This window comes from Rossellomorea marisflavi (assembly GCF_022170785.1).
Classification (GTDB): domain Bacteria; phylum Bacillota; class Bacilli; order Bacillales; family Bacillaceae_B; genus Rossellomorea; species Rossellomorea marisflavi_B.
In genome coordinates, this window is record NZ_CP081870.1 from 2790422 (window position 1) to 2808755 (window position 18334).

At 47.8% G+C, this 18334-nt stretch carries 19 protein-coding genes and 1 pseudogene; 3 read left to right on the forward strand and 17 right to left on the reverse strand.

The annotated features are described in order from the left end of the window. The first annotated feature begins 5 nt into the window (after positions 1 to 5). Complete coding sequence (locus tag K6T23_RS14655; protein WP_156450624.1) at positions 6 to 1382, forward strand: glycine--tRNA ligase; 1377 nt, start codon at positions 6 to 8, stop codon at positions 1380 to 1382. A gap of 112 nt (positions 1383 to 1494) precedes the next feature. Here K6T23_RS14655 and recO read toward each other — a convergent pair whose 3' ends face one another. The 10 genes from recO to yqfC form a co-directional block, all read right to left on the reverse strand. Continuing rightward, entirely contained in the window at positions 1495 to 2247 is a 753-nt protein-coding gene (gene recO, locus K6T23_RS14660; protein WP_056535293.1) for a DNA repair protein RecO, read from the reverse strand. Between the two features lie 46 nt (positions 2248 to 2293). Then, on the reverse strand, positions 2294 to 2437 hold the full coding sequence (locus tag K6T23_RS14665; RefSeq protein WP_079516415.1) for a YqzL family protein: 144 nt from the start codon (positions 2435 to 2437) through the stop codon (positions 2294 to 2296). 103 nt (positions 2438 to 2540) lie between these two features. Further along, entirely contained in the window at positions 2541 to 3446 is a 906-nt protein-coding gene (era, locus tag K6T23_RS14670; protein ID WP_048016263.1) for a GTPase Era, read from the reverse strand. Then, positions 3439 to 3837: a cytidine deaminase gene (locus tag K6T23_RS14675; protein WP_056535292.1), complete on the reverse strand. Its 399-nt coding sequence runs from the start codon at positions 3835 to 3837 to the stop codon at positions 3439 to 3441. Before K6T23_RS14675 ends, era begins: the two co-directional genes overlap by 8 nt. A gap of 194 nt (positions 3838 to 4031) precedes the next feature. Beyond that, a complete protein-coding gene (locus K6T23_RS14680) occupies positions 4032 to 4415 on the reverse strand; it encodes a diacylglycerol kinase family protein (RefSeq protein WP_053426530.1) in 384 nt (127 codons plus the stop codon). Then, a complete protein-coding gene (ybeY, locus tag K6T23_RS14685; RefSeq protein ID WP_053426529.1) occupies positions 4396 to 4869 on the reverse strand; it encodes an rRNA maturation RNase YbeY in 474 nt (157 codons plus the stop codon). The genes K6T23_RS14680 and ybeY overlap by 20 nt, the downstream gene beginning before the upstream one ends. A 2-nt stretch (positions 4870 to 4871) precedes the next feature. Then, the gene (locus K6T23_RS14690) at positions 4872 to 7019 is read right to left on the reverse strand and encodes an HD family phosphohydrolase (protein ID WP_238281529.1); all 2148 of its coding nucleotides are present in this window, start codon (positions 7017 to 7019) and stop codon (positions 4872 to 4874) included. Positions 7020 to 7184: 165 nt separating this feature from the next. After that, positions 7185 to 8150: a PhoH family protein gene (locus K6T23_RS14695; RefSeq protein ID WP_148984574.1), complete on the reverse strand. Its 966-nt coding sequence runs from the start codon at positions 8148 to 8150 to the stop codon at positions 7185 to 7187. Between the two features lie 3 nt (positions 8151 to 8153). Next, positions 8154 to 9341 carry a sporulation protein YqfD gene (gene yqfD / locus K6T23_RS14700; protein ID WP_238281531.1) on the reverse strand — a complete coding sequence of 396 codons (1188 nt, stop codon included), beginning with the start codon at positions 9339 to 9341 and terminating at the stop codon, positions 8154 to 8156. Between the two features lie 12 nt (positions 9342 to 9353). Beyond that, on the reverse strand, positions 9354 to 9638 hold the full coding sequence (yqfC, locus tag K6T23_RS14705; RefSeq protein WP_056535282.1) for a sporulation protein YqfC: 285 nt from the start codon (positions 9636 to 9638) through the stop codon (positions 9354 to 9356). 455 nt (positions 9639 to 10093) lie between these two features. Here yqfC and K6T23_RS14710 point away from each other — a divergent pair. Beyond that, positions 10094 to 10324, forward strand: a pseudogene (locus K6T23_RS14710) (cupin domain-containing protein); the annotation flags it as partial. Between the two features lie 266 nt (positions 10325 to 10590). Here the strand turns inward: K6T23_RS14710 and K6T23_RS14715 are convergent. The 5 genes from K6T23_RS14715 to rpsU form a co-directional block, all read right to left on the reverse strand. Continuing rightward, positions 10591 to 11016, reverse strand: a complete 426-nt coding sequence (locus tag K6T23_RS14715) for a hypothetical protein (RefSeq protein WP_056535281.1) — start codon at positions 11014 to 11016, stop codon at positions 10591 to 10593. A 26-nt stretch (positions 11017 to 11042) separates the two neighbouring features. Next, a complete protein-coding gene (gene floA / locus K6T23_RS14720; protein WP_048006137.1) occupies positions 11043 to 12038 on the reverse strand; it encodes a flotillin-like protein FloA in 996 nt (331 codons plus the stop codon). Between the two features lie 19 nt (positions 12039 to 12057). Next, positions 12058 to 13362, reverse strand: a complete 1305-nt coding sequence (locus tag K6T23_RS14725; protein ID WP_238281533.1) for an NfeD family protein — start codon at positions 13360 to 13362, stop codon at positions 12058 to 12060. A gap of 233 nt (positions 13363 to 13595) precedes the next feature. Then, positions 13596 to 14042: a GatB/YqeY domain-containing protein gene (locus K6T23_RS14730; protein WP_056535276.1), complete on the reverse strand. Its 447-nt coding sequence runs from the start codon at positions 14040 to 14042 to the stop codon at positions 13596 to 13598. Between the two features lie 14 nt (positions 14043 to 14056). Further along, a complete protein-coding gene (gene rpsU / locus K6T23_RS14735) occupies positions 14057 to 14230 on the reverse strand; it encodes a 30S ribosomal protein S21 (RefSeq protein ID WP_032087602.1) in 174 nt (57 codons plus the stop codon). 322 nt (positions 14231 to 14552) lie between these two features. On the opposite strand from rpsU, the gene K6T23_RS14740 reads away from it, so the two are divergent. Further along, positions 14553 to 15479: a Na/Pi symporter gene (locus K6T23_RS14740; RefSeq protein ID WP_238281535.1), complete on the forward strand. Its 927-nt coding sequence runs from the start codon at positions 14553 to 14555 to the stop codon at positions 15477 to 15479. A 283-nt stretch (positions 15480 to 15762) separates the two neighbouring features. Here the strand turns inward: K6T23_RS14740 and deoC are convergent, their stop codons facing one another. Together deoC and K6T23_RS14750 are read right to left on the reverse strand one after the other, a co-directional pair. Beyond that, entirely contained in the window at positions 15763 to 16434 is a 672-nt protein-coding gene (gene deoC, locus K6T23_RS14745; RefSeq protein WP_056535270.1) for a deoxyribose-phosphate aldolase, read from the reverse strand. 140 nt (positions 16435 to 16574) lie between these two features. Further along, positions 16575 to 18236: a glycoside hydrolase family 13 protein gene (locus K6T23_RS14750; protein WP_238281537.1), complete on the reverse strand. Its 1662-nt coding sequence runs from the start codon at positions 18234 to 18236 to the stop codon at positions 16575 to 16577. Between the last annotated feature and the right edge of the window lie 98 nt (positions 18237 to 18334).

Genomic DNA, 18334 nt, shown 5'->3' on the forward strand with positions numbered 1-18334 from the left:
GACAGATTATGTCGATGGAACAAGTAGTAAACCTTGCCAAGCACCGCGGATTCGTCTTCCCAGGATCCGAAATCTACGGTGGCCTTGCCAACACATGGGATTACGGTCCCCTTGGCGTGGAGCTGAAGAACAACATCAAGAAAGCATGGTGGAAAAAATTCGTTCAGGAATCCCCTTATAATGTCGGTCTGGATGCCAGCATCCTGATGAACCCCAAAACATGGGAAGCTTCCGGCCACGTTGGGAACTTCAATGATCCGATGATCGATTGTAAAAAATGCAAAACCCGTCATCGTGCCGATAAATTGATCGAGAATGCCCTTGAAGCAAAAGGGATGGAGATGATCGTCGACGGCCTCCCGTTCGAAAAGATGGAAGAGATCATGAAAGAACATGAAATCGTCTGCCCTGACTGTGGAGCGCAGGATTTCACAGAAATCCGTCAGTTCAACTTGATGTTCAAAACGCATCAAGGTGTAACTGAATCCTCAACGAATGAAATCTTCCTTCGTCCGGAAACGGCCCAGGGGATCTTCGTCAACTTCAAGAACGTACAGCGTTCCATGCGTAAAAAAATGCCTTTCGGTATTGCACAGATCGGTAAGAGCTTCCGAAATGAAATCACGCCGGGTAACTTCACGTTCAGAACACGCGAATTTGAACAGATGGAGCTTGAATTCTTCTGTAAGCCCGGTGAAGATCTTGAATGGTTCTCTTACTGGCGCGAATTCTGTAAGAACTGGTTGCTGAACCTTGGTCTAAACGAAGACAATATGCGCCTTCGCGATCACGACGAAGACGAACTGTCCCACTACAGTAACGCAACAACCGATATCGAGTACAAATTCCCGTTCGGATGGGGCGAACTGTGGGGTGTGGCTGACCGTACAGATTTCGATTTGAAGCGCCATATGGAGCATTCGAATGAAGACTTCCATTACATGGACCCGCAAACCAATGAAAAATATGTGCCTTATTGCATCGAGCCTTCCCTCGGAGCAGACCGTGTGACACTTGCCTTCCTATGTGATGCATTCGAAGAAGAGGAGCTTGAAAACGACTCCCGTACCGTCCTCCGCTTCCATCCTGCACTTGCACCATACAAGGCTGCCGTGCTTCCACTTTCGAAGAAGCTATCGGATGAAGCGTTCAAAGTGTATGAAGAGCTTTCCAAAGACCTGATGATCGATTTCGATGAGACGGCTTCCATCGGGAAACGCTATCGTCGCCAAGATGAGATCGGTACGCCGTTCTGCATTACGTATGACTTTGATTCTGCTGAAGACGGCCAAGTGACGGTCCGCGATCGTGATACAATGGAGCAGGTTCGCATGCCGATCAGCGAAGTAAAAAGCTTCCTGGATGGTAAAATTAACTTCTAAATGAAACAAGACCTCCACGCCTGAGCATGGGGGTCTTTTCTATCCAATCCAACAAAAGAAAGGACCGCTCCCGGCAAAAGGGGGCGGTCCTTCTCACTCTATTCACATCACACTAGAATAAATCCTTCAGGTTGTCCATCTGGTCCAGAAATCTTCTTGATTTCAAGTGCAAACCGGAGTATTCGTCGTAATAGGTCCGGATCACCTTTTTTAATTCGGCCTTTGTTTCATCCTTCACCGATACATTCCCCAACCGGTTGATATCAAAGTAATAAAAGACCCTGAGTAACTTGACCGTCCCCTGTTTCAAAGGGAGGGCGTGGGAGTCCTTGTGGACGCACCGGTGGCAGATGAAACCATTTTCCCGGAATGAAAAGGAGAAGGTCCCTTCCTTCTCGCCGCACACAGAGCATCCATCGAGGTTCGGATAAAGCCCCAAGACCGGCAGCATCTTCATTTCAAAGATATGGACGAGGATCTCTGGATCCACTTCATCATCAAGATAATGCAGGGATTGGTGGAGAAGCTCGAACAGGAAAGGATTCGGCTTCCGGTCCTCCGTTGCCTTATCGAGCAGCTCCACCATGTATGTGGCGTAGGAGGTTTTGAATAAATCTTCCCGGATATGACGGAGTGACTCGACCATCTCCCCCTGCTGGAGGGTACCGAGACCGTTTCCTTTGATGTACATGAAATAGCCATATGTAAATAACTGTGATATGGCGGAAAGACGGCTGTTGGGCTTCTTAGCACCGCGAGCCATCAGTCCCACCTTACCGAATTCTCTTGAAAAGACGGTAACGATTTTATTCGTTTCGCCGTAGTCATTCGTCCTGATGACGATTCCTTCACATTTCTGTAGCATAAGGCCACCTCCCGACGTCCATTTGTCCGGGTGATGACAAACTCGTTTACGTTATGGGAAAATCCGCTTCTGAATTCTCCTCATCAAATCCTGTTATTTCATCACTTGAATCTTTTTCGAGTTCTTTAAAAAGCAGATACGTGTCGATACTTCCTGTTTGCGAAAAGAACTTCCAGGTTAAGTCTAACATTTAAAACCCACCTTTCTGGATTTAAGCTAGTAAGACCTTTCATGTGATTAGAGTGAGCATTTCCCGCAGATTTGATGTGTTCTAAATATTGTTAATCCTGAGATCAATATTCATCATCATTGAAGCCATAATCTTTCAGGTTCGAAGCACGGTTGCGCCAATCTTTCTGGACCTTCACCCAAAGTTCCAGATAAACCTTCGATCCCAGGAGATTTTCGATATCGATCCTGGCTCTCTTTCCGACTTCTTTCAGCATGGCTCCGCGTTTACCGATGACGATCCCCTTCTGTGAATCACGTTCGACGATGATCGTGGCAAGGACGTCGATGAGGTTATTGGAGTCTTTCCTCTCCATCTTGTCGATGACGACCGCAATGCTGTGCGGAATCTCTTCACGGGTCAGATGCAGCACCTTTTCCCTGATGAGCTCGGATACGATGAAACGCTCCGGATGATCCGTGATCTGATCGGCTGGATAAAATTGAGGCCCTTCCGGCAGACGGTCCTTCAATAATCCAAGGAGCTGGTCGACATTATTCCCCTCAAGGGCTGAAATCGGCACGGTGGCCGCGAATGGATACAGTTCGTTATATTTCTGGATGATCGGTAAAAGCTCATCTGGATGAACCTGATCGATCTTATTCAAAATGAGGAAGACGGGTGTCTTGACTCCTTTGAGCTTCTCGATGATATAGTGATCACCCTTGCCTAGGCCTTCTTCGACATTGATCATGAAAAGGATCACATCGACTTCCTTCAGGGTATTCTGTGCGATCTTGACCATGAAATCCCCAAGCTTATGCTTTGGTTTATGGATTCCCGGTGTATCGATGAAGATCATCTGCGCTTCATCGGTCGTATAAACTCCCTGTACTTTATTACGGGTCGTTTGTGGCTTATCGCTCATAATGGCAATTTTCTGGCCGATGACACGGTTCAAGAATGTCGATTTTCCGACGTTCGGTCTTCCGATGATGGAAATAAAACCTGATTTGTATTGATTACTCATGTAAATCCTCCGGTGAAAAAGCTCCCGGCAACAACTCTGCAACTGTCAGTTCCTGAACATCTCCGTTCAGATTGGTAAGGACGACCCGCATGTCTTTCGGACAAAGCTCCGAAATAACCTGACGGCACGCTCCACATGGAGGGACCGGTCTCTTCGTATCCGCTACGACGGCAAGCATGGAGAAATCTTTATCGCCTTCTGAGTACGCCTTGAATAAGGCGGTCCGCTCAGCGCAATTGCACATGCTGTATGCCGCGTTCTCGATGTTGCATCCACGATAGACCTTCCCGTTCTTTGTGAGGAGGGCTGCCCCTACCTGAAACCGACTATAAGGGACGTATGCTAGTTCTCTTGCTGCCTTTGCTTCTATTATCATTTGTTCAACATTCATTCGTTTGATTCTCTCCTTTTTCCCTTACCCCTTCATTTTACTACACTTTTTCTGAAATGACATGGGATGTTATCAAATTGTTAATAAATAGTTAGATAATTCAAATAACTTATTCTTTCTGTTCTCTTTTCCCTTCCTCCATTAAAACGCTTTCAGCCCGGAAAATCAAATGTCCCCAAAAAGGGGACATTGATTTAGAAAATCGCCACTATTTTCGGTATGAAAATGATCAAGCCGATAATGGCGGAACAGATGGCAAAAAGCAGCACGGCCCCCGAACCCAAGTCCTTGGCCAACTTGGCTAGAGGATGATAATCCGGGGTCGAAAGGTCAACCGCTTTCTCGATGGCCGTATTCACCATTTCGAGGGAATGCATCAGGAAGATCAAGATGAGGATGACCATCCATTCCACTTTTGACACGTGGAGCAACGCCGCCATGACGAGGACAATCATGCCCATGCATGTATGGATTCTGAAGTTCTGCTCGGACTTCCAAGCGCTCACCACCCCTTCCGATGCATAGCCGAATGACCTCATCAGCTTCTTGAAGCCGCCCTTAGCCCCTTTGGAGTCCATATGCGTCCAGGATATCCCTTTGTCTCTGGAACATCCTCTCTTCGTCTTCTTTCTCCATATGGTCGTATCCAAGCAGATGGAGGAAACCATGAAGGGCGAGGAAGCCCAGTTCCCTTTCGAAAGAATGACCGTATTCTTCTGCCTGCTCACGCGTGCGTTCGATAGATATCACGATGTCTCCGAGGATCCGCGGCATCCCTTCCCCGATGATTTCCACTTCGTCCTCTCCAAGCTCTTCGAGTGCGAAGGAAATGACATCCGTCGCCTGATCCTTCTCTCGGTAATCCCGGTTGATTTCACGGATCCGTTCATTGGACACGAAGGTGACGGACACTTCACTTCCTTCTTCGATCCCTTCTTTGCCGGCGGCAAAATCCAGGATGGACAAGACGAGCTCCGAATCCTTATCCGATATCTCTTCCGTTTCATCTATCATATCAATATTCAAGATCATGTTCATTCTCCTTTTGCTTGTTCTTCCGGGTATTCTATCCTTGGATGGAAGATCCCGTTCAATGTCTCGCACAGGGCCCTTTTCACTTGCTCCAGTTGTTTCAGTGTAATATCACATTCATTGAACTGCCCGTCCTGGAGCCTGTCCTGGACGATGGAATGAATCAGGTTCTTGATCTCCTCCTGTGTGGGAGACGACTTTGAGCGTACGGCAGCTTCCACGCTATCTGAGATCGAGATGATCGCCGCCTCGATGGTTTGCGGCTTCGGACCAGGATAACGATACTCCTCTTCCTTCACATCTTTCCCCTGTTCCTTCGCCTTATAATAAAAGAATTTCAACAGGGTGGTACCGTGGTGTTGCTCTGCGATATCAATAATCTCTTTAGGAAGCTTATGCTTCCTCAGCATGTCTGCTCCGTCCGTCGTATGACTAATGATAACATCCCGGCTCGTTTCAGGCGATACCCGGTCATGGGGATTTTTCCGGTTCATCTGATTTTCGATGAAGAACTGGGGACGCTTCGATTTACCGACATCGTGATAATAGCATCCCACGCGTGCAAGAAGGCCATTGGCTCCGATGGCTTCACACGCAGATTCGGCGAGATTGGCCACCATGACGCTGTGGTGATAGGTACCAGGAGCCTCAGTCAGCAGCTTCTTCAGAAGTGGCTGGGTCGGTCTCGAGAGCTCCATGAGTCGCATGGAAGACAAGATTCCGAAGCCTGCTTCGAAAAAGGGAAGGAATCCGATTGTGAAAATGGATGAACCCACTCCTGAGATCAATGCAAATATGAAGTAGTAGAGATACTCCGTATTCGTATAGGATGTTCCACTAAGCAGGATCAGGAACGCAAGGACCAAGACGTTCACCAGCGCAACAAAAAGACCGGCACGGAGGATATTGGACCGTTGATTCTTACTCACAAGGAATAATACCCCTGCAACTCCGCTGAACAGGGTGTAAATGGCGATTTCAAAATCGATTGCACCCGTGAACGGATGGTGGAAAATCACACTCGAGCAGGCAGACAGGATGAAGACCATCATCATGGCGATTCGCTCGTTCAACAGGATCCTGAGGATCATGCCGCTGAACGCTGCAGGGAGTATGTAGGCAATATCATTGAACTGAAGCTGCTCAAGAAGTCCGACAATCTTCATGATCAGCAGGGAAATGACGAAAATGATGCTTGTGAGCAACAGATAATTCTGCTTTCTTTCTTCCGTGATCTGAAGGGTGTAGAAGAAGTAATACAATGACCCGATGATGACAATCACAAAGATCGCGAGACCGAGGAATGGTTTAACAGAGAAACTGTTGTCGACCATCCCGAGCGCCTTCAGGATTTCGTATTTTTTCGGCGTCACGAGTTCTCCGTCTTCTACGATGACACCGCCTTCAATGATTTCCACGGAGCTGACATTGGCAACCGCCTGTTTCTTCAGTTCTTCCGTCTTTTCTTTATCATAATATTCCGTTGGCTCGAGGGCCAGGTTCCCGAGATCGATGGCCACCTGAAGGAGATTGCCGTTAAATGAAAATTTGGAAATCCGCTGTTCGAGTTCCAATCGTGCTTCCTTCAGGTCCTCTTCCTTGACGTGGTCCTGCATGATCACCTGCATCTGGGTAGATACCACCGTTTCGACGCGGTCAAGGTCTTCGCCTGATGCTTCGAGCATGGTCAACAATCGATCATCCTTGAGCGTATCCGCTGCATCGTTTTCCTTCGGCAGCTTCTCTTTCAGCTGATTGAGCTGATCGTTCAGTTCTTTTTTGGAAGGAGGCTTCAGATCATCCTGGTTCTTTTCCTCGTATTGTTTTTTCACATCCTTGACGCTCTCGATCATGGAATGGACCAGAGTATTGGAATTGTCGATAGCCCCTTCCTTCGGGGTATACACCTTCCCGACCTCCATTTCCGCTTCTTGTTTCTTTTTCTCCGTCGCTTCGGCATCGACGAATTTCTTCGGCGCCCTGATGGTCGTCTGTGCTTCTTCATACAAATGGATATCCAGGGTTTTCGGTTTTACATTTCCATATAGGACCCCGAAGACGATGAGCCCCAGGAGGATGAATAGCAGATTTGTGAATAGTCTGTAGCTTAGGATGCTTCTTATCTTGTTCAATAACGGGTGCGTGCGCATAGTGACCCCCCTGTTGTAACGGTTACCGGCAACATACAGCCGGTCCAGGAAATACATATGTAAAATGATAGCAGTTTTTTACTTATTTATCTATGTATAAAAGGGTACAAAAAAGATTGATCCTCGCCGCGCATGGCGACATGACGCGCGAGATCAATCCTGGTATTATCCTTGTTGTTCGTTTTTTTCGTACGCATCGATGATTTTAGCCACAAGAGGGTGGCGGACCACATCTGCCTGCTCAAGGTAGATGAATTCCACTCCCCTGACGTCCTTAAGGATCTTTTCCGACGAAATCAAGCCCGATTCACTCCCACGAGGAAGGTCTACCTGGGAACGGTCACCCGTGATGACCATCTTGGAATCAAACCCTAATCGAGTCAGGAACATCTTCATCTGTGCCTTGGTCGTATTCTGGGCTTCGTCCAGGATGACAAAGGCATCATCCAGGGTCCGCCCCCTCATATAGGCAAGGGGGGCAATCTCGATGGTGCCTCTCTCGATGAGGCGGGCAGTATGCTCCGCTCCCAGCACATCGTGAAGGGCATCATAGAGCGGCCTCAGATAGGGATCCACCTTCTCCTTCAGGTCACCAGGCAGGAAGCCGAGGCTTTCTCCGGCTTCCACCGCTGGCCGTGTGAGGATGATCTTCTTCACCTGACCGTTTTTCATGGCATGTACGGCCATGACTACTGCGAGATAGGTCTTCCCTGTACCGGCAGGGCCGATGCCGAAGACAAGATCTTTCTTCCTGATTGCTTGGATATATTGTCGTTGACCAAGGGTCTTGACCCTGATTGATTTACCCTTGGCATTCTTTGTGATTTCTTCTTGATAAAGGTCTGCAAAATACTCAAGCGTCCCTTGTTTCCCCATTTCAATGGCATACAGCACATCCCTTGAACTGATGTTGATGCCTTTTCGGATAATGGCAACAAGCTGATCGGCAATTTCGACCGTCAGGCGCACCTCTTCGTCCTTACCGGATACGAGAAGCTCCTCTCCCCGGGTGACGATTGAAACGCTGAGTTCCGTTTCCAACAATTTTAAATGTGAATCCGATACCCCAAAGAGCGCGACGGCTTCATTCGGGTTCTCAAGCTGCAATTTCATTAAGATTTCGTCTGACATTCGCTAGTCTCCTTGAATGAGTGGTTGTCCTACTGCAATATTTTCTATTACCTTAAAGTGAATGGTTACCCTAACTTTACCATTCTCGAACTTCTCATGCAAAATTTTTTCTCCCTTTATTTCCGCATCGTCCGGAAGTTGGGATAGAAGGTTGTTCCGTGCAAGCTTCCTTGCTTCTGCAAGAGCTTGTTTTTTTGTATATGTGCGGTCCACCACTTCTTTCTCTTTGATGGAAGTGTCGGTTATGGCAATCGGCGTTTCCCACTTCAAAAAGCGGAGCCGTTTTGTATTCACTTCTTTTACGGATTCCTTATATTCCGGATCCCCGAATCCCCATACAGGAAGCTTCCACCCGGATATCCCCACGTGGAAACGTCTCTTCTCGTTTCCTGTAAAGACGGAAAATGTTGAATGGAGGGGCAGATCGACGCTCGTCTTATACCAAGTTTCCCCGAAGACTTCGCCTTTAGCAGGTACGCCCTTTGGTTTATCCTCAGTACCGATCAAGCCGGATACAAGCAGCTGTCCCTTTTCAACATAATCGGTGACTGCCACCTTCGGATCGCCCTCTTCGACGAACATACGGACGATGACCGCTTTCTTGCTAGCCACAAGGTGCTGTGCACCCGTTACTTCCCCTGGCTCAGGAGCGTTCTTCTCCACTACTTGGAAGTGGAAGGTTGTCCCCTTAAGGTCCACACCGACCCATGTGATATTATCCATGCGATACGATAATTCCCTCTGGATGGTTTCCACATCCGGCACGGTAAACTGCATTTTACCAGTAGACAGTCCCAGCGACTTCAATTCTTTCCTCATTTGATGCTCGACTTCCGGGGACGCCCCCTTGATCTCGATTCCCCAGATCATATTCGAGAGGACGAAGATGATGGCGAAGAAAGCGAGGGCTCCCGCGAGGAAACCCGAGTTCTTCCATATCCGTTTCAAAAGGAACGGCCCCCCTTCCCCTTTCAGGAAGGAAACCCTGCAGTCGAACGGTCGCACAGCATGCCTCAGCTTATGTACATCACTGAATGCAATCTGGAATGTGATGGATTCCGGGGTCTTCCTTTTCACATCCCACACTGGGACCCCCGTCTTTAATAAGGCGTTGAGGACAGGCTCCATTACCCTGCCTTCGATTTTGACCATGACCTTTCCATTGATAAAGGTGACCCATTGATTCTTCAAAGTCCATTCCTCCTACTCATCTAAATAGATTACTTCAACGACTTTCCCCTGTAAGAGGATTTCCTCAGGAAGGATGATTTTGATCACAAATTGTTCCCCCTTGATCAGAAGTTGCCCCTGCTTTAGGAGCAATCTCACTTCATTATCCGCAAAGGTCAGGAGCCCCCTGTGGTTTTCTATATAAATATGGATTTGTCCAATCATTGTGATGCGGGGTAGGTCCATCATGACATCTTCCGGTAGATCCATCTTCTCCGTCATCCATTTGCGCATCTCCTGGAGCCAGTTTTTTGCCATAAAAAAAGAACCCCCTTTCATCTCATAGGTATGAATGAATCGGGAGATATATGTATGGCCATTGTATAAAAACCGGGTTTCCTAAAAGCGTTGAACCACCAATTCAACCAAGATCACCCCGCCTTTCGGAATGAAGTACGTTCACCCATCGAATAGCATAGGATATTCCGAAAACGTTGAAGGGATTGAGAAACATGTATTACGATCCAAAAAGGATCCACCATACACACGTCTACTCCTGGAATGCCGGGTCCATTCCTTCTTATGTGAACGGTCCTGTAGAAAGACGAACATATCATCCACCGTACCATCATCATGGTGATCCCGCCCATCCTCTTCACTACTATGGCCCTGGACCGTCCATGAGTGCCTCAACCACTTACCACCTACCTGTTCCTGTGCCGGAAAGGGACATGGCTATAGAACACAGGAATGAAAACAGCAATAATAATGCCGTGTATTTCGGCCGAACACCTGATGAGTGGATCACTCACACGAACTTTCTGGTCAATGAAGGGCTGGAAGATGTCAAAAGGGGAATAAATGCCACCCACATTCTTCAGGAATTCATTTTAATGGGCGTCCTTGTGGGAAAAGGGTACACTCCAGAAAAAGCATATAAAACGGTGGAAGAATGGGAACGAACAGGTGCATCGAAACTTCTTCAGCAAAGCAAAAACATGTAAAGGTATGATTTTGCCCTAGTAATCCCTCCTGTTCTCCTCCATTCATACTAAAAGGGAGTGCGATTATAAGAATAATCACACTCCCTCCCTCATTTAAGAACCAATTGTTTTCCAGAAATTCTCAAGGTCATTTCGCCATAAGAAAAAGGTGAGGTTTATATTGCACCTCACCCTTTCGAGATTCCTATGAAGTGGACCACCGCTTGTGACCCGTACTCTGAACTTGCCACCTAACGAAATGAAGGTGGCGCACTGTTCACAGTTTATTATTTTCGATGATGTCTTCTTCTCGACCTTGGCGCTCCGAAAACTTCGGAGTATATGAACCCTTTCACTACATCATCCTGACTGTGAAAATCAAGGTCGATGCGCTTCTTCCGAATGGTTTCAGCCTTTGCCAATGTTTTCTCCATCTGCTTCGATAACCGTTTTTCCTCTTCTTGCCAGGTATTGGTAATCGTATTAGCAGCGGTTGCCTTCTTCTCTTCAAAACGAGTCTGAAGGTTTGTAGCACTCTTTTTGACTTGTTTTTCGACTCTGGCTTTTGTTTGTTCGATTTCAGGTGACCGGGAAGGATTGCTGCCCGGGTTCGGCGTACGGGGTCTGTTCGTCTGATCCTTTCCCTTTTCTTTATTACGGCCGAAAAAGGCGGAGATCAGACCGATGACGATCGCAAATATCAGTCCTTCCATGAAGGCATCTCCTTTCCTTCAGGGACTTACTTATCCGTATCGTGTTTGTCCCCGGTCATTTTACCGATGGAATCTCTCATATCCGTATCGGCATCGATATTCTTAAGATTCATATAATCCATGACGCCCATGTTGCCAGAACGCAAAGCTTCTGCCATGGCAAGTGGTACTTCCGCCTCGGATTCCACAACCTTCGCTCTCATTTCCTCGACTTTTGCTTTCATTTCCTGCTCGTTTGCTACGGCCATTGCCCTTCTTTCTTCTGCTTTTGCCTGGGCAATCTTTTTATCTGCTTCAGCCTGCTCTGTTTGAAGCTCGGCACCGATGTTTTTACCGATATCCACGTCCGCGATATCAATGGACAGGATTTCAAAAGCCGTTCCTGCATCCAATCCTTTCGATAGGACTGTCTGCGAAATCAAATCAGGGTTTTCAAGTACCTTTTTGTGATTGTCGGAAGAACCGATCGTTGATACGATCCCTTCCCCTACGCGGGCAACGATGGTTTCTTCTCCAGCTCCACCTACGAGTCGGTCGATATTGGCACGCACCGTGATACGCGCTTTCGCTTTCACTTCAATCCCGTCCATCGCTACACCGGCGATGAATGGTGTTTCAATAACCTTAGGGTTAACACTCATTTGAACGGCTTCGAGTACGTCCCTTCCTGCAAGGTCGATGGCGGCTCCGCGTTCGAATGTCAATTCGATATTGGCACGGTGGGCAGCGATCAAGGCATTGACGACCCTGTCGACATTCCCCCCTGCAAGATAGTGACTCTCAAGCTGATTGATGGATACTTGCAGACCAGCTTTATGAGCTTTGATCAACGGATTGATGACCCTGCTCGGGATAACCCTTCTCAGTCTCATACCGATCAGCGTGAAGATGCTGATCCTTACACCTGCTGCTAGTGCTGAAATCCACAGCATCACAGGGACGAACGTGAATAGGATGGATAGGATGATGATTCCCACCACAATGGCGGCAATCAAGAGAATTGAACTTGTATCAATGACCATTTACACAACCTCCAATAATTTAGGTGATTTCCCTTACGACGATACGGGAACCTTCCACTTTTACAATCTTGATTTTTTCATTTGCTTTGATGAAGCTTCCTTCGGTGACGGCATCGATCCGCTCATCGTCGATGAGGATGGTGCCAGATGGTCGGAGTGGCGTTTTGGTTATGCCTTCGCGTCCGATGAGTTCCAATCTGTTGGCGTTTGAAACGTAACCGCTTTCCGTGGATGTTGAATCTCGCAAAATCATCTTATTGAATAGTCTCATTTTTTTACCAAACACCTTTACATACAGAATGATGGCGGCGATCGCTACAGCGATGGCTATTAGAATCGAGTAACCCATTTGCACAAAATCGCCTCCTGCCATAAAAATGCTGCCGATGACGGCTGCGGCCCCGAGCGTGCCGGCAATTCCTCCCGGGAGGAAAAACTCTGCTATCAACAATGCGATCCCTATGATGAAGAGGATTAGGGTTTCATAACCTGCGAGACCCGCCACCATATGACCATAGAAGAATAAAAGGAGCGAGCTGATACCGACTGTCCCTGCTACCCCGAATCCCGGAGAATAAAGTTCTACAATCAATCCCAGGCTTGCAAGTGACAGGAGGATCGGAACGACTACCGGATTCGTCAAGAAGCGGGCAAGCTTTTCTGCAAATGTTTCTTCCACATTCACAACAGAATCATCTTCAGCGCCTATCTTTTGAAGCAGTTCATCCATAGTGCTTACAGTACCGTCGGAATATCCGATTTTCTCAGCGTCTTTTGATCCCAAGGTCAACAGCTCACCCTTTTCAAGGTCGACTTCGGGGATGGACATAGAGTCGTCAGCCATCGCAATGGCATATTTCGGATCACGATCCTTGGATTCTGCAGCGCTTTTCATGGAAGACAGCCAATAGCTCTGTGCTTTTTTATCTGCTGCGTTCCCCTCTTGGTCGATGACAGCTGCAGAACCGAATTGCCCATTCGGCACCATATAGATTTCATCGGCGTGAAGGGCCAGGAACGCTCCGGCAGACAACGCCTTATGATTAACGAAGGCGACAGTCTTTGTATCGATTCCATCCATGAGCTGACCGATATCACCCGCGGCATCCACAAGACCACCCGGTGTGTTGAGATCGAAAATGATCACATCGGCACCGGCATCCTCCGCTTCCTTGACGGCACGTTCAAGGAAAGCATGCAGACCGCGTTCCACTTCTTTGTGGACGGGTATCACATAGGCCTCTTTGGCGGCGGCACCTGTCATCGGCTGGATCAGCGAATAACCGAAAAGGAACAGGAACAAAACCAATAATCCTTTTTTCAAACAGACCCCCTCGTTTCATTAAAATGATTCCCTGACTTATGTACGTTTGAGTTGGGGATCAGGTTTCATCTTTTTTGAGTTTTTCCATGTGGAATATTCTGGTTGAAAGAACAGAACGTGTTCAGGGCGGCTAGGCGGTATGACGGGCACACATCTGCAGGAGAGATCCGCGGGGCTGTTGATGCATGCTAATTACTAAAAAAGCCGGCAAGCAACTGCTTCCCGGCTTTTTCCTATGATAGATGGTGAAGAACAAGTTTATTGACGAGAGCCCCATCAGCTTTCCCTTTTACTTTGGGCATGATCGCTCCCATCACTCTACCCATATCAGCTTTAGATGAAGCGCCCACTTCTGCTACCGTCTCTTGGACGATGGCTGAAACTTCTTCTTCCGAAAGCTGCTTAGGCATATATATTTCGACGTAAGTCAGTTCTGCTTGGAGTTTCTCCACGAGATCGTCACGACCTGCGTTTTGAAACTCCTGGAGGGAGTCTTTCCGTTGTTTGACTTCTCGAGAAAGGACTGTCAACTCTTCGTCTTCAGAGAGCTGCTGTTTTCCGTGCTTGATGGCTTCATTTTGAAGTGAAGCCTTCAGCATGCGGATGACGGACAGCTTCTCCTTTTCTTTGTTTTTCATCGCTTGTTTCATATCATCATTTAAACGATCGAGAAGACTCATGGTTACACCCTCTCTTAGAACTTACGTTTTCTTGCTGCTTCTGATTTCTTTTTGCGTTTTACGCTTGGTTTTTCATAGAATTCGCGCTTTCTAAACTCTTGTAAAGTTCCTGTTTTAGAAACTGAGCGTTTGAAGCGACGAAGAGCATCTTCAAGCGATTCGTTTTTACGAACAACTGTTTTTGACATCTCTCTTTCCCTCCCTCCGAACACACTACACTTACATGTTCAAGTCAGAAATGGTTTGTACCAAATCCAAGGACATTGGATGTCCCTTTACTTAAGATCTTCCCTTGCTGAATTGTCACAAGGGGACAGAAAGTGTATGTCTTTCTTGGATGAATCCCATAAAGTACTAAAAGGAATCCATGTACTTTGCCATTATAATATATCCTATGTGATAGGTCAACAATTTATCCCGAATCAGGACATAAATAGGCATGTCCTCCGCGGTTTCCCCATAGATTTGAGTATGCTCTTCTATACAAGGCGGAAGGGAGACGATCCTATCATGGGATATATGTTGGCTTTCATTCTTTTCATCGCTTGCTTCCTATTCGGCATGACCTGGCTGAGGACCGGCCTGTTCAACCTCGCCAGTGATAATATCCGGAGATGGCTCCACTACCTGACCCATACACCGTTCAGGGGTGTTTTGACCGGGACGCTCCTGACGGCATTGATTCACAGTAGCTCTGCGGTCATGGTGTTGACAGTCGGACTTGCTTCCTCGGGTATGATCCCCTTCAGACAGACGATCGGGATCATGCTGGGTTCAAATATCGGAACCACCTTCACGTTGGAGATGTTCACACTCAACCTGAATATGCTCATCATCCCTGCTGCCGTCGTGGGGGCCATCCTCCTCTTGTTCGGATCTACGAATGGCAGGAGCTTCGGGATGACCTTGGTGGGCTTCAGCTTGATCTTCACCGCCATCATGGGCATCCAGCGCCTCGCTGAACCCCTGACCCATCATCCGGCGGTGAAAGGATACATGGAAAACATGGATCGCCATCTTTTCCTCGCCCTGTTGGTCGGCTGTCTTCTCACGGCCATCATCCAGTCCAGCACGGTGGTGACAGGAGTGGCCATGGGGTTTCTTGCAGCAGGATCAATCGGGATCGATACGGGCATCGCAGTGATGCTTGGGGCAAACGTGGGGACATGCATCACTGCCATCATGGCGAGCATTGGAGGAGGGCGGGAGGCAAAGCTCACGGCCTATGCACATGTGTGGCTTAACGTCATCGGTGTCGGACTTTTCATTCCCCTTATCCCCCTTTTAACGAGAGGCGTCCAAGCTTTGGCTTCTTCAGGGGATATGCAGCTTGCCCATGCCAGTGTGATCTTCAACCTTGTCTGCTCGCTCATGGTCCTTCCGTTCGCAGGAAAATTTGCCCGATTTGTTGAACGAATTCACGGTCCTAAAGAATGAGAATAAAAAAGGTAAGACACTATTAGATACGATTAAAGCACAATCAATATTAGTGTTTATACCGCCCCTCGGGTAGCCCGTGAGAGCCTCCCCGGCAAGCCTGCGGGGTCTCACATGAGCTACTCTTCCCACTAGAGTCATCGCCTTGCCCTCCAAGCAACCGCTGGAAACAATCGCATCTCATGAAACAAAGTAAAAACCCGAAAGAATCTGCCTTATCATAGGCAGATTCTTTCGGGTTTTACTGTACTTTTTTGTTCAAGCTTCGTTCCTACATATTAACTCAGTAGTCCGATTCTGCTGCCAGTCCCTGCATGATTTTCACGCCGGAGCTCGCACCAAGTCTTGTAGCTCCTGCTTCGATCATGTTTTGGGCATCTTCAAGGGAGCGTACTCCACCAGATGCTTTAACGCCGATATCAGGTCCGACCGTTTCCCTCATGAGGGTGATGTCGGCTACCGTTGCCCCACCAGTGGAGAATCCAGTAGACGTCTTCACATAATCGGCACCTGCCTCAACAGCAAGCTTGCATGCTTTAACCTTTTCTTCGTCGGTCAGAAGGCATGTCTCGATGATGACCTTTGACAGGGCTTTTCCTTTAGAAGCTGCCACGACCGCTTCCATATCCCGTTTCACCAATGCATCATCCCCGCTCTTGAGCGCGCCGATGTTGATGACCATATCCACTTCCGTCGCTCCATTGGCGATGGCATCCTTCGTTTCAAATGCCTTCACTTCTGGGGTGGAAGCTCCAAGCGGGAATCCGATCACTGTGCAGACCTTCACTTGAGTGCCTTCAAGCAGTTCGTGTGCATATGACACCCAGGTAGGATTCACACATACTGATGCAAATGTATATTCTTTTGCCTCTTGACAGAGGATTTCGACTTGTTCTTTTGTTGATTCCGGTTTCAGTAATGTATGGTCGATCATATTAGCAATTTGTTGAGCCATTCCAATCTCTCCTTTAAGCAGTTGTCCGTACCTCCATCATCATACCAAAATCCTCTGAAAAAGACGAGTATTTCTTGTTGGAAGATCACGCACCATTCCACCTATCATAACGATGAGACCGTTTTCTCCGACATTGCATTCTAGATCTTGTATACCCTTGCTTCATATGGTTTGAGCGTGATCGTGCTCGATTCTTCATGCGCTTCCACTTCATGATTGGCCAAGAGCAGCTGGGAGGACATCACTTGGATGTCTCCAAGATCCACTTCCGCACCTTCCGTCGATAAATTCGTGAGCACTACGACACGAGTGTCTTCAACGCTTCGGGTATACGCATAGATCTGCGGATGATCCTCAAGAAGCAGCTCGTAGACACCATATGTGAACACCGGCTCTGATTTCTTAAGTGCGATCATTTTCTTATAGAATGAAAGGATTGATTCTGGATCCTTTTCCTGTGCGGATACATTGATCTCCTTGTAGTTTGGATTGACCTTCATCCACGGCTCCGCCGAGGAGAAGCCTGCTTGTTCAGCAGCAGACCACTGCATCGGAGTACGGCTATTATCACGTGATGAAGCCCAGATGATCTCCATGATGGCGTCATGCTCCAATCCTTCCTCACGCTTGGCGCGGTACAGATTCTTCACAGCCACATCATCATAGTCCTCGAGGTTAGGGAACTGGACGTTGGTCATGCCGATTTCCTGTCCCTGATAGATGAACGGGGTCCCCTGCATGAGGAAGTACATCGCTCCCATGGCAGTAGCGCTCTCCCTCCATAGATCGGTGTCATTCCCCCATGTCGATACCACCCGCGACTTATCATGGTTTTCGATGAACAGGGCATTCCAGCCGTCGCCCTCGAGTCCTTTCTGCCAACGGCTGAGGACCTTTTTCAATTCCACGATATCGAGATCGGCATCAGACTCGGCATCCCACAGTCCAAGATGTTCGAACTGGAAGATCATGTCCATCTTTCCTTCCTTCTCCCCGACCCAAAGACCTGCCTCATCTGCGCTTACGCCATTGGCTTCGCCTACCGTCAACACATCATAGTTCGCATAGGTCTTTTCTTTGAATTCCTTGAGGAAGGTGTGGATCCCCTCCTGATTCATATGCATATCGAATGAGGAAACATATTTCTTCCCATCAGGATTCGGCATATCCGGAAAACCTGGTCGCTTTTTGATATGGCTGATGGCATCGATTCGGAATCCGTCGATTCCTTTATCAAGCCACCAGTTCACCGTATCATACAGCGCTTCGCGGACATCCGGATTCTCCCAGTTCAAGTCTGGTTGCTTTGTCGAGAACACGTGAAGATAGTATTGCCCTGATTCTTCATCAAATTCCCATGCCGAACCATTGAAGATACTTTCCCAGTTGTTCGGTTCCTCCCCATCCTTAGCGTCCCTCCAGATATACCAGTCCCTTTTCGGGCTATCGACAGCGCTCCTGGATTCAATGAACCATGGGTGTTCATCGCTCGTGTGATTCAACACGAGGTCCATGATCAGCTTCATATCCCGCTTATGCACCTCGGATAGGAGCTGATCGAAGTCCTCCATCGTGCCGAAATCCTTCATGATGTCCTGATAGTCTGATATATCATACCCATTATCATCATTCGGAGATTCATATACCGGGCAGATCCATATTACATCGATACCAAGGTCCTTGATATAGTCGAGCCGTTGGATGACACCTTGAATATCACCGATTCCGTCACCGTTGGAATCTTGAAAACTCCGGGGGTAAATCTGATATCCCACTGCTTCCTTACGCCATGATCGTTCCATCTCATCACACCTTATCTATGTTTTTTAGATTAAACGCTTTCATCTAATATGCAATCGTTTGCACAATCAAAGAAAAAAAGTACTGGAAGAGATTATTC

Bases quoted from the DNA above. Each gene is read 5' to 3' on its own strand.
- K6T23_RS14750 (WP_238281537.1), bottom strand. From the start codon at position 18,236: ATGGAACGATCATGGCGTAAGGAAGCAGTGGGATATCAGATTTACCCC.
- floA (WP_048006137.1), bottom strand. From the start codon at position 12,038: ATGGTCATTGATACAAGTTCAATTCTCTTGATTGCCGCCATTGTGGTG.
- deoC (WP_056535270.1), bottom strand. From the start codon at position 16,434: ATGGCTCAACAAATTGCTAATATGATCGACCATACATTACTGAAACCG.
- K6T23_RS14695 (WP_148984574.1), bottom strand. From the start codon at position 8,150: ATGTCAGACGAAATCTTAATGAAATTGCAGCTTGAGAACCCGAATGAA.
- recO (WP_056535293.1), bottom strand. From the start codon at position 2,247: ATGCTACAGAAATGTGAAGGAATCGTCATCAGGACGAATGACTACGGC.
- K6T23_RS14715 (WP_056535281.1), bottom strand. From the start codon at position 11,016: ATGGAAGGACTGATATTTGCGATCGTCATCGGTCTGATCTCCGCCTTT.
- K6T23_RS14675 (WP_056535292.1), bottom strand. From the start codon at position 3,837: ATGAATGTTGAACAAATGATAATAGAAGCAAAGGCAGCAAGAGAACTA.
- K6T23_RS14690 (WP_238281529.1), bottom strand. From the start codon at position 7,019: ATGCGCACGCACCCGTTATTGAACAAGATAAGAAGCATCCTAAGCTAC.
- era (WP_048016263.1), bottom strand. From the start codon at position 3,446: ATGAGTAATCAATACAAATCAGGTTTTATTTCCATCATCGGAAGACCG.
- K6T23_RS14665 (WP_079516415.1), bottom strand. From the start codon at position 2,437: ATGTTAGACTTAACCTGGAAGTTCTTTTCGCAAACAGGAAGTATCGAC.
- K6T23_RS14680 (WP_053426530.1), bottom strand. From the start codon at position 4,415: ATGGACTCCAAAGGGGCTAAGGGCGGCTTCAAGAAGCTGATGAGGTCA.
- yqfC (WP_056535282.1), bottom strand. From the start codon at position 9,638: ATGGCAAAAAACTGGCTCCAGGAGATGCGCAAATGGATGACGGAGAAG.
- ybeY (WP_053426529.1), bottom strand. From the start codon at position 4,869: ATGATCTTGAATATTGATATGATAGATGAAACGGAAGAGATATCGGAT.
- rpsU (WP_032087602.1), bottom strand. From the start codon at position 14,230: ATGTCAAAAACAGTTGTTCGTAAAAACGAATCGCTTGAAGATGCTCTT.
- K6T23_RS14740 (WP_238281535.1), top strand. From the start codon at position 14,553: ATGGGATATATGTTGGCTTTCATTCTTTTCATCGCTTGCTTCCTATTC.
- K6T23_RS14730 (WP_056535276.1), bottom strand. From the start codon at position 14,042: ATGAGTCTTCTCGATCGTTTAAATGATGATATGAAACAAGCGATGAAA.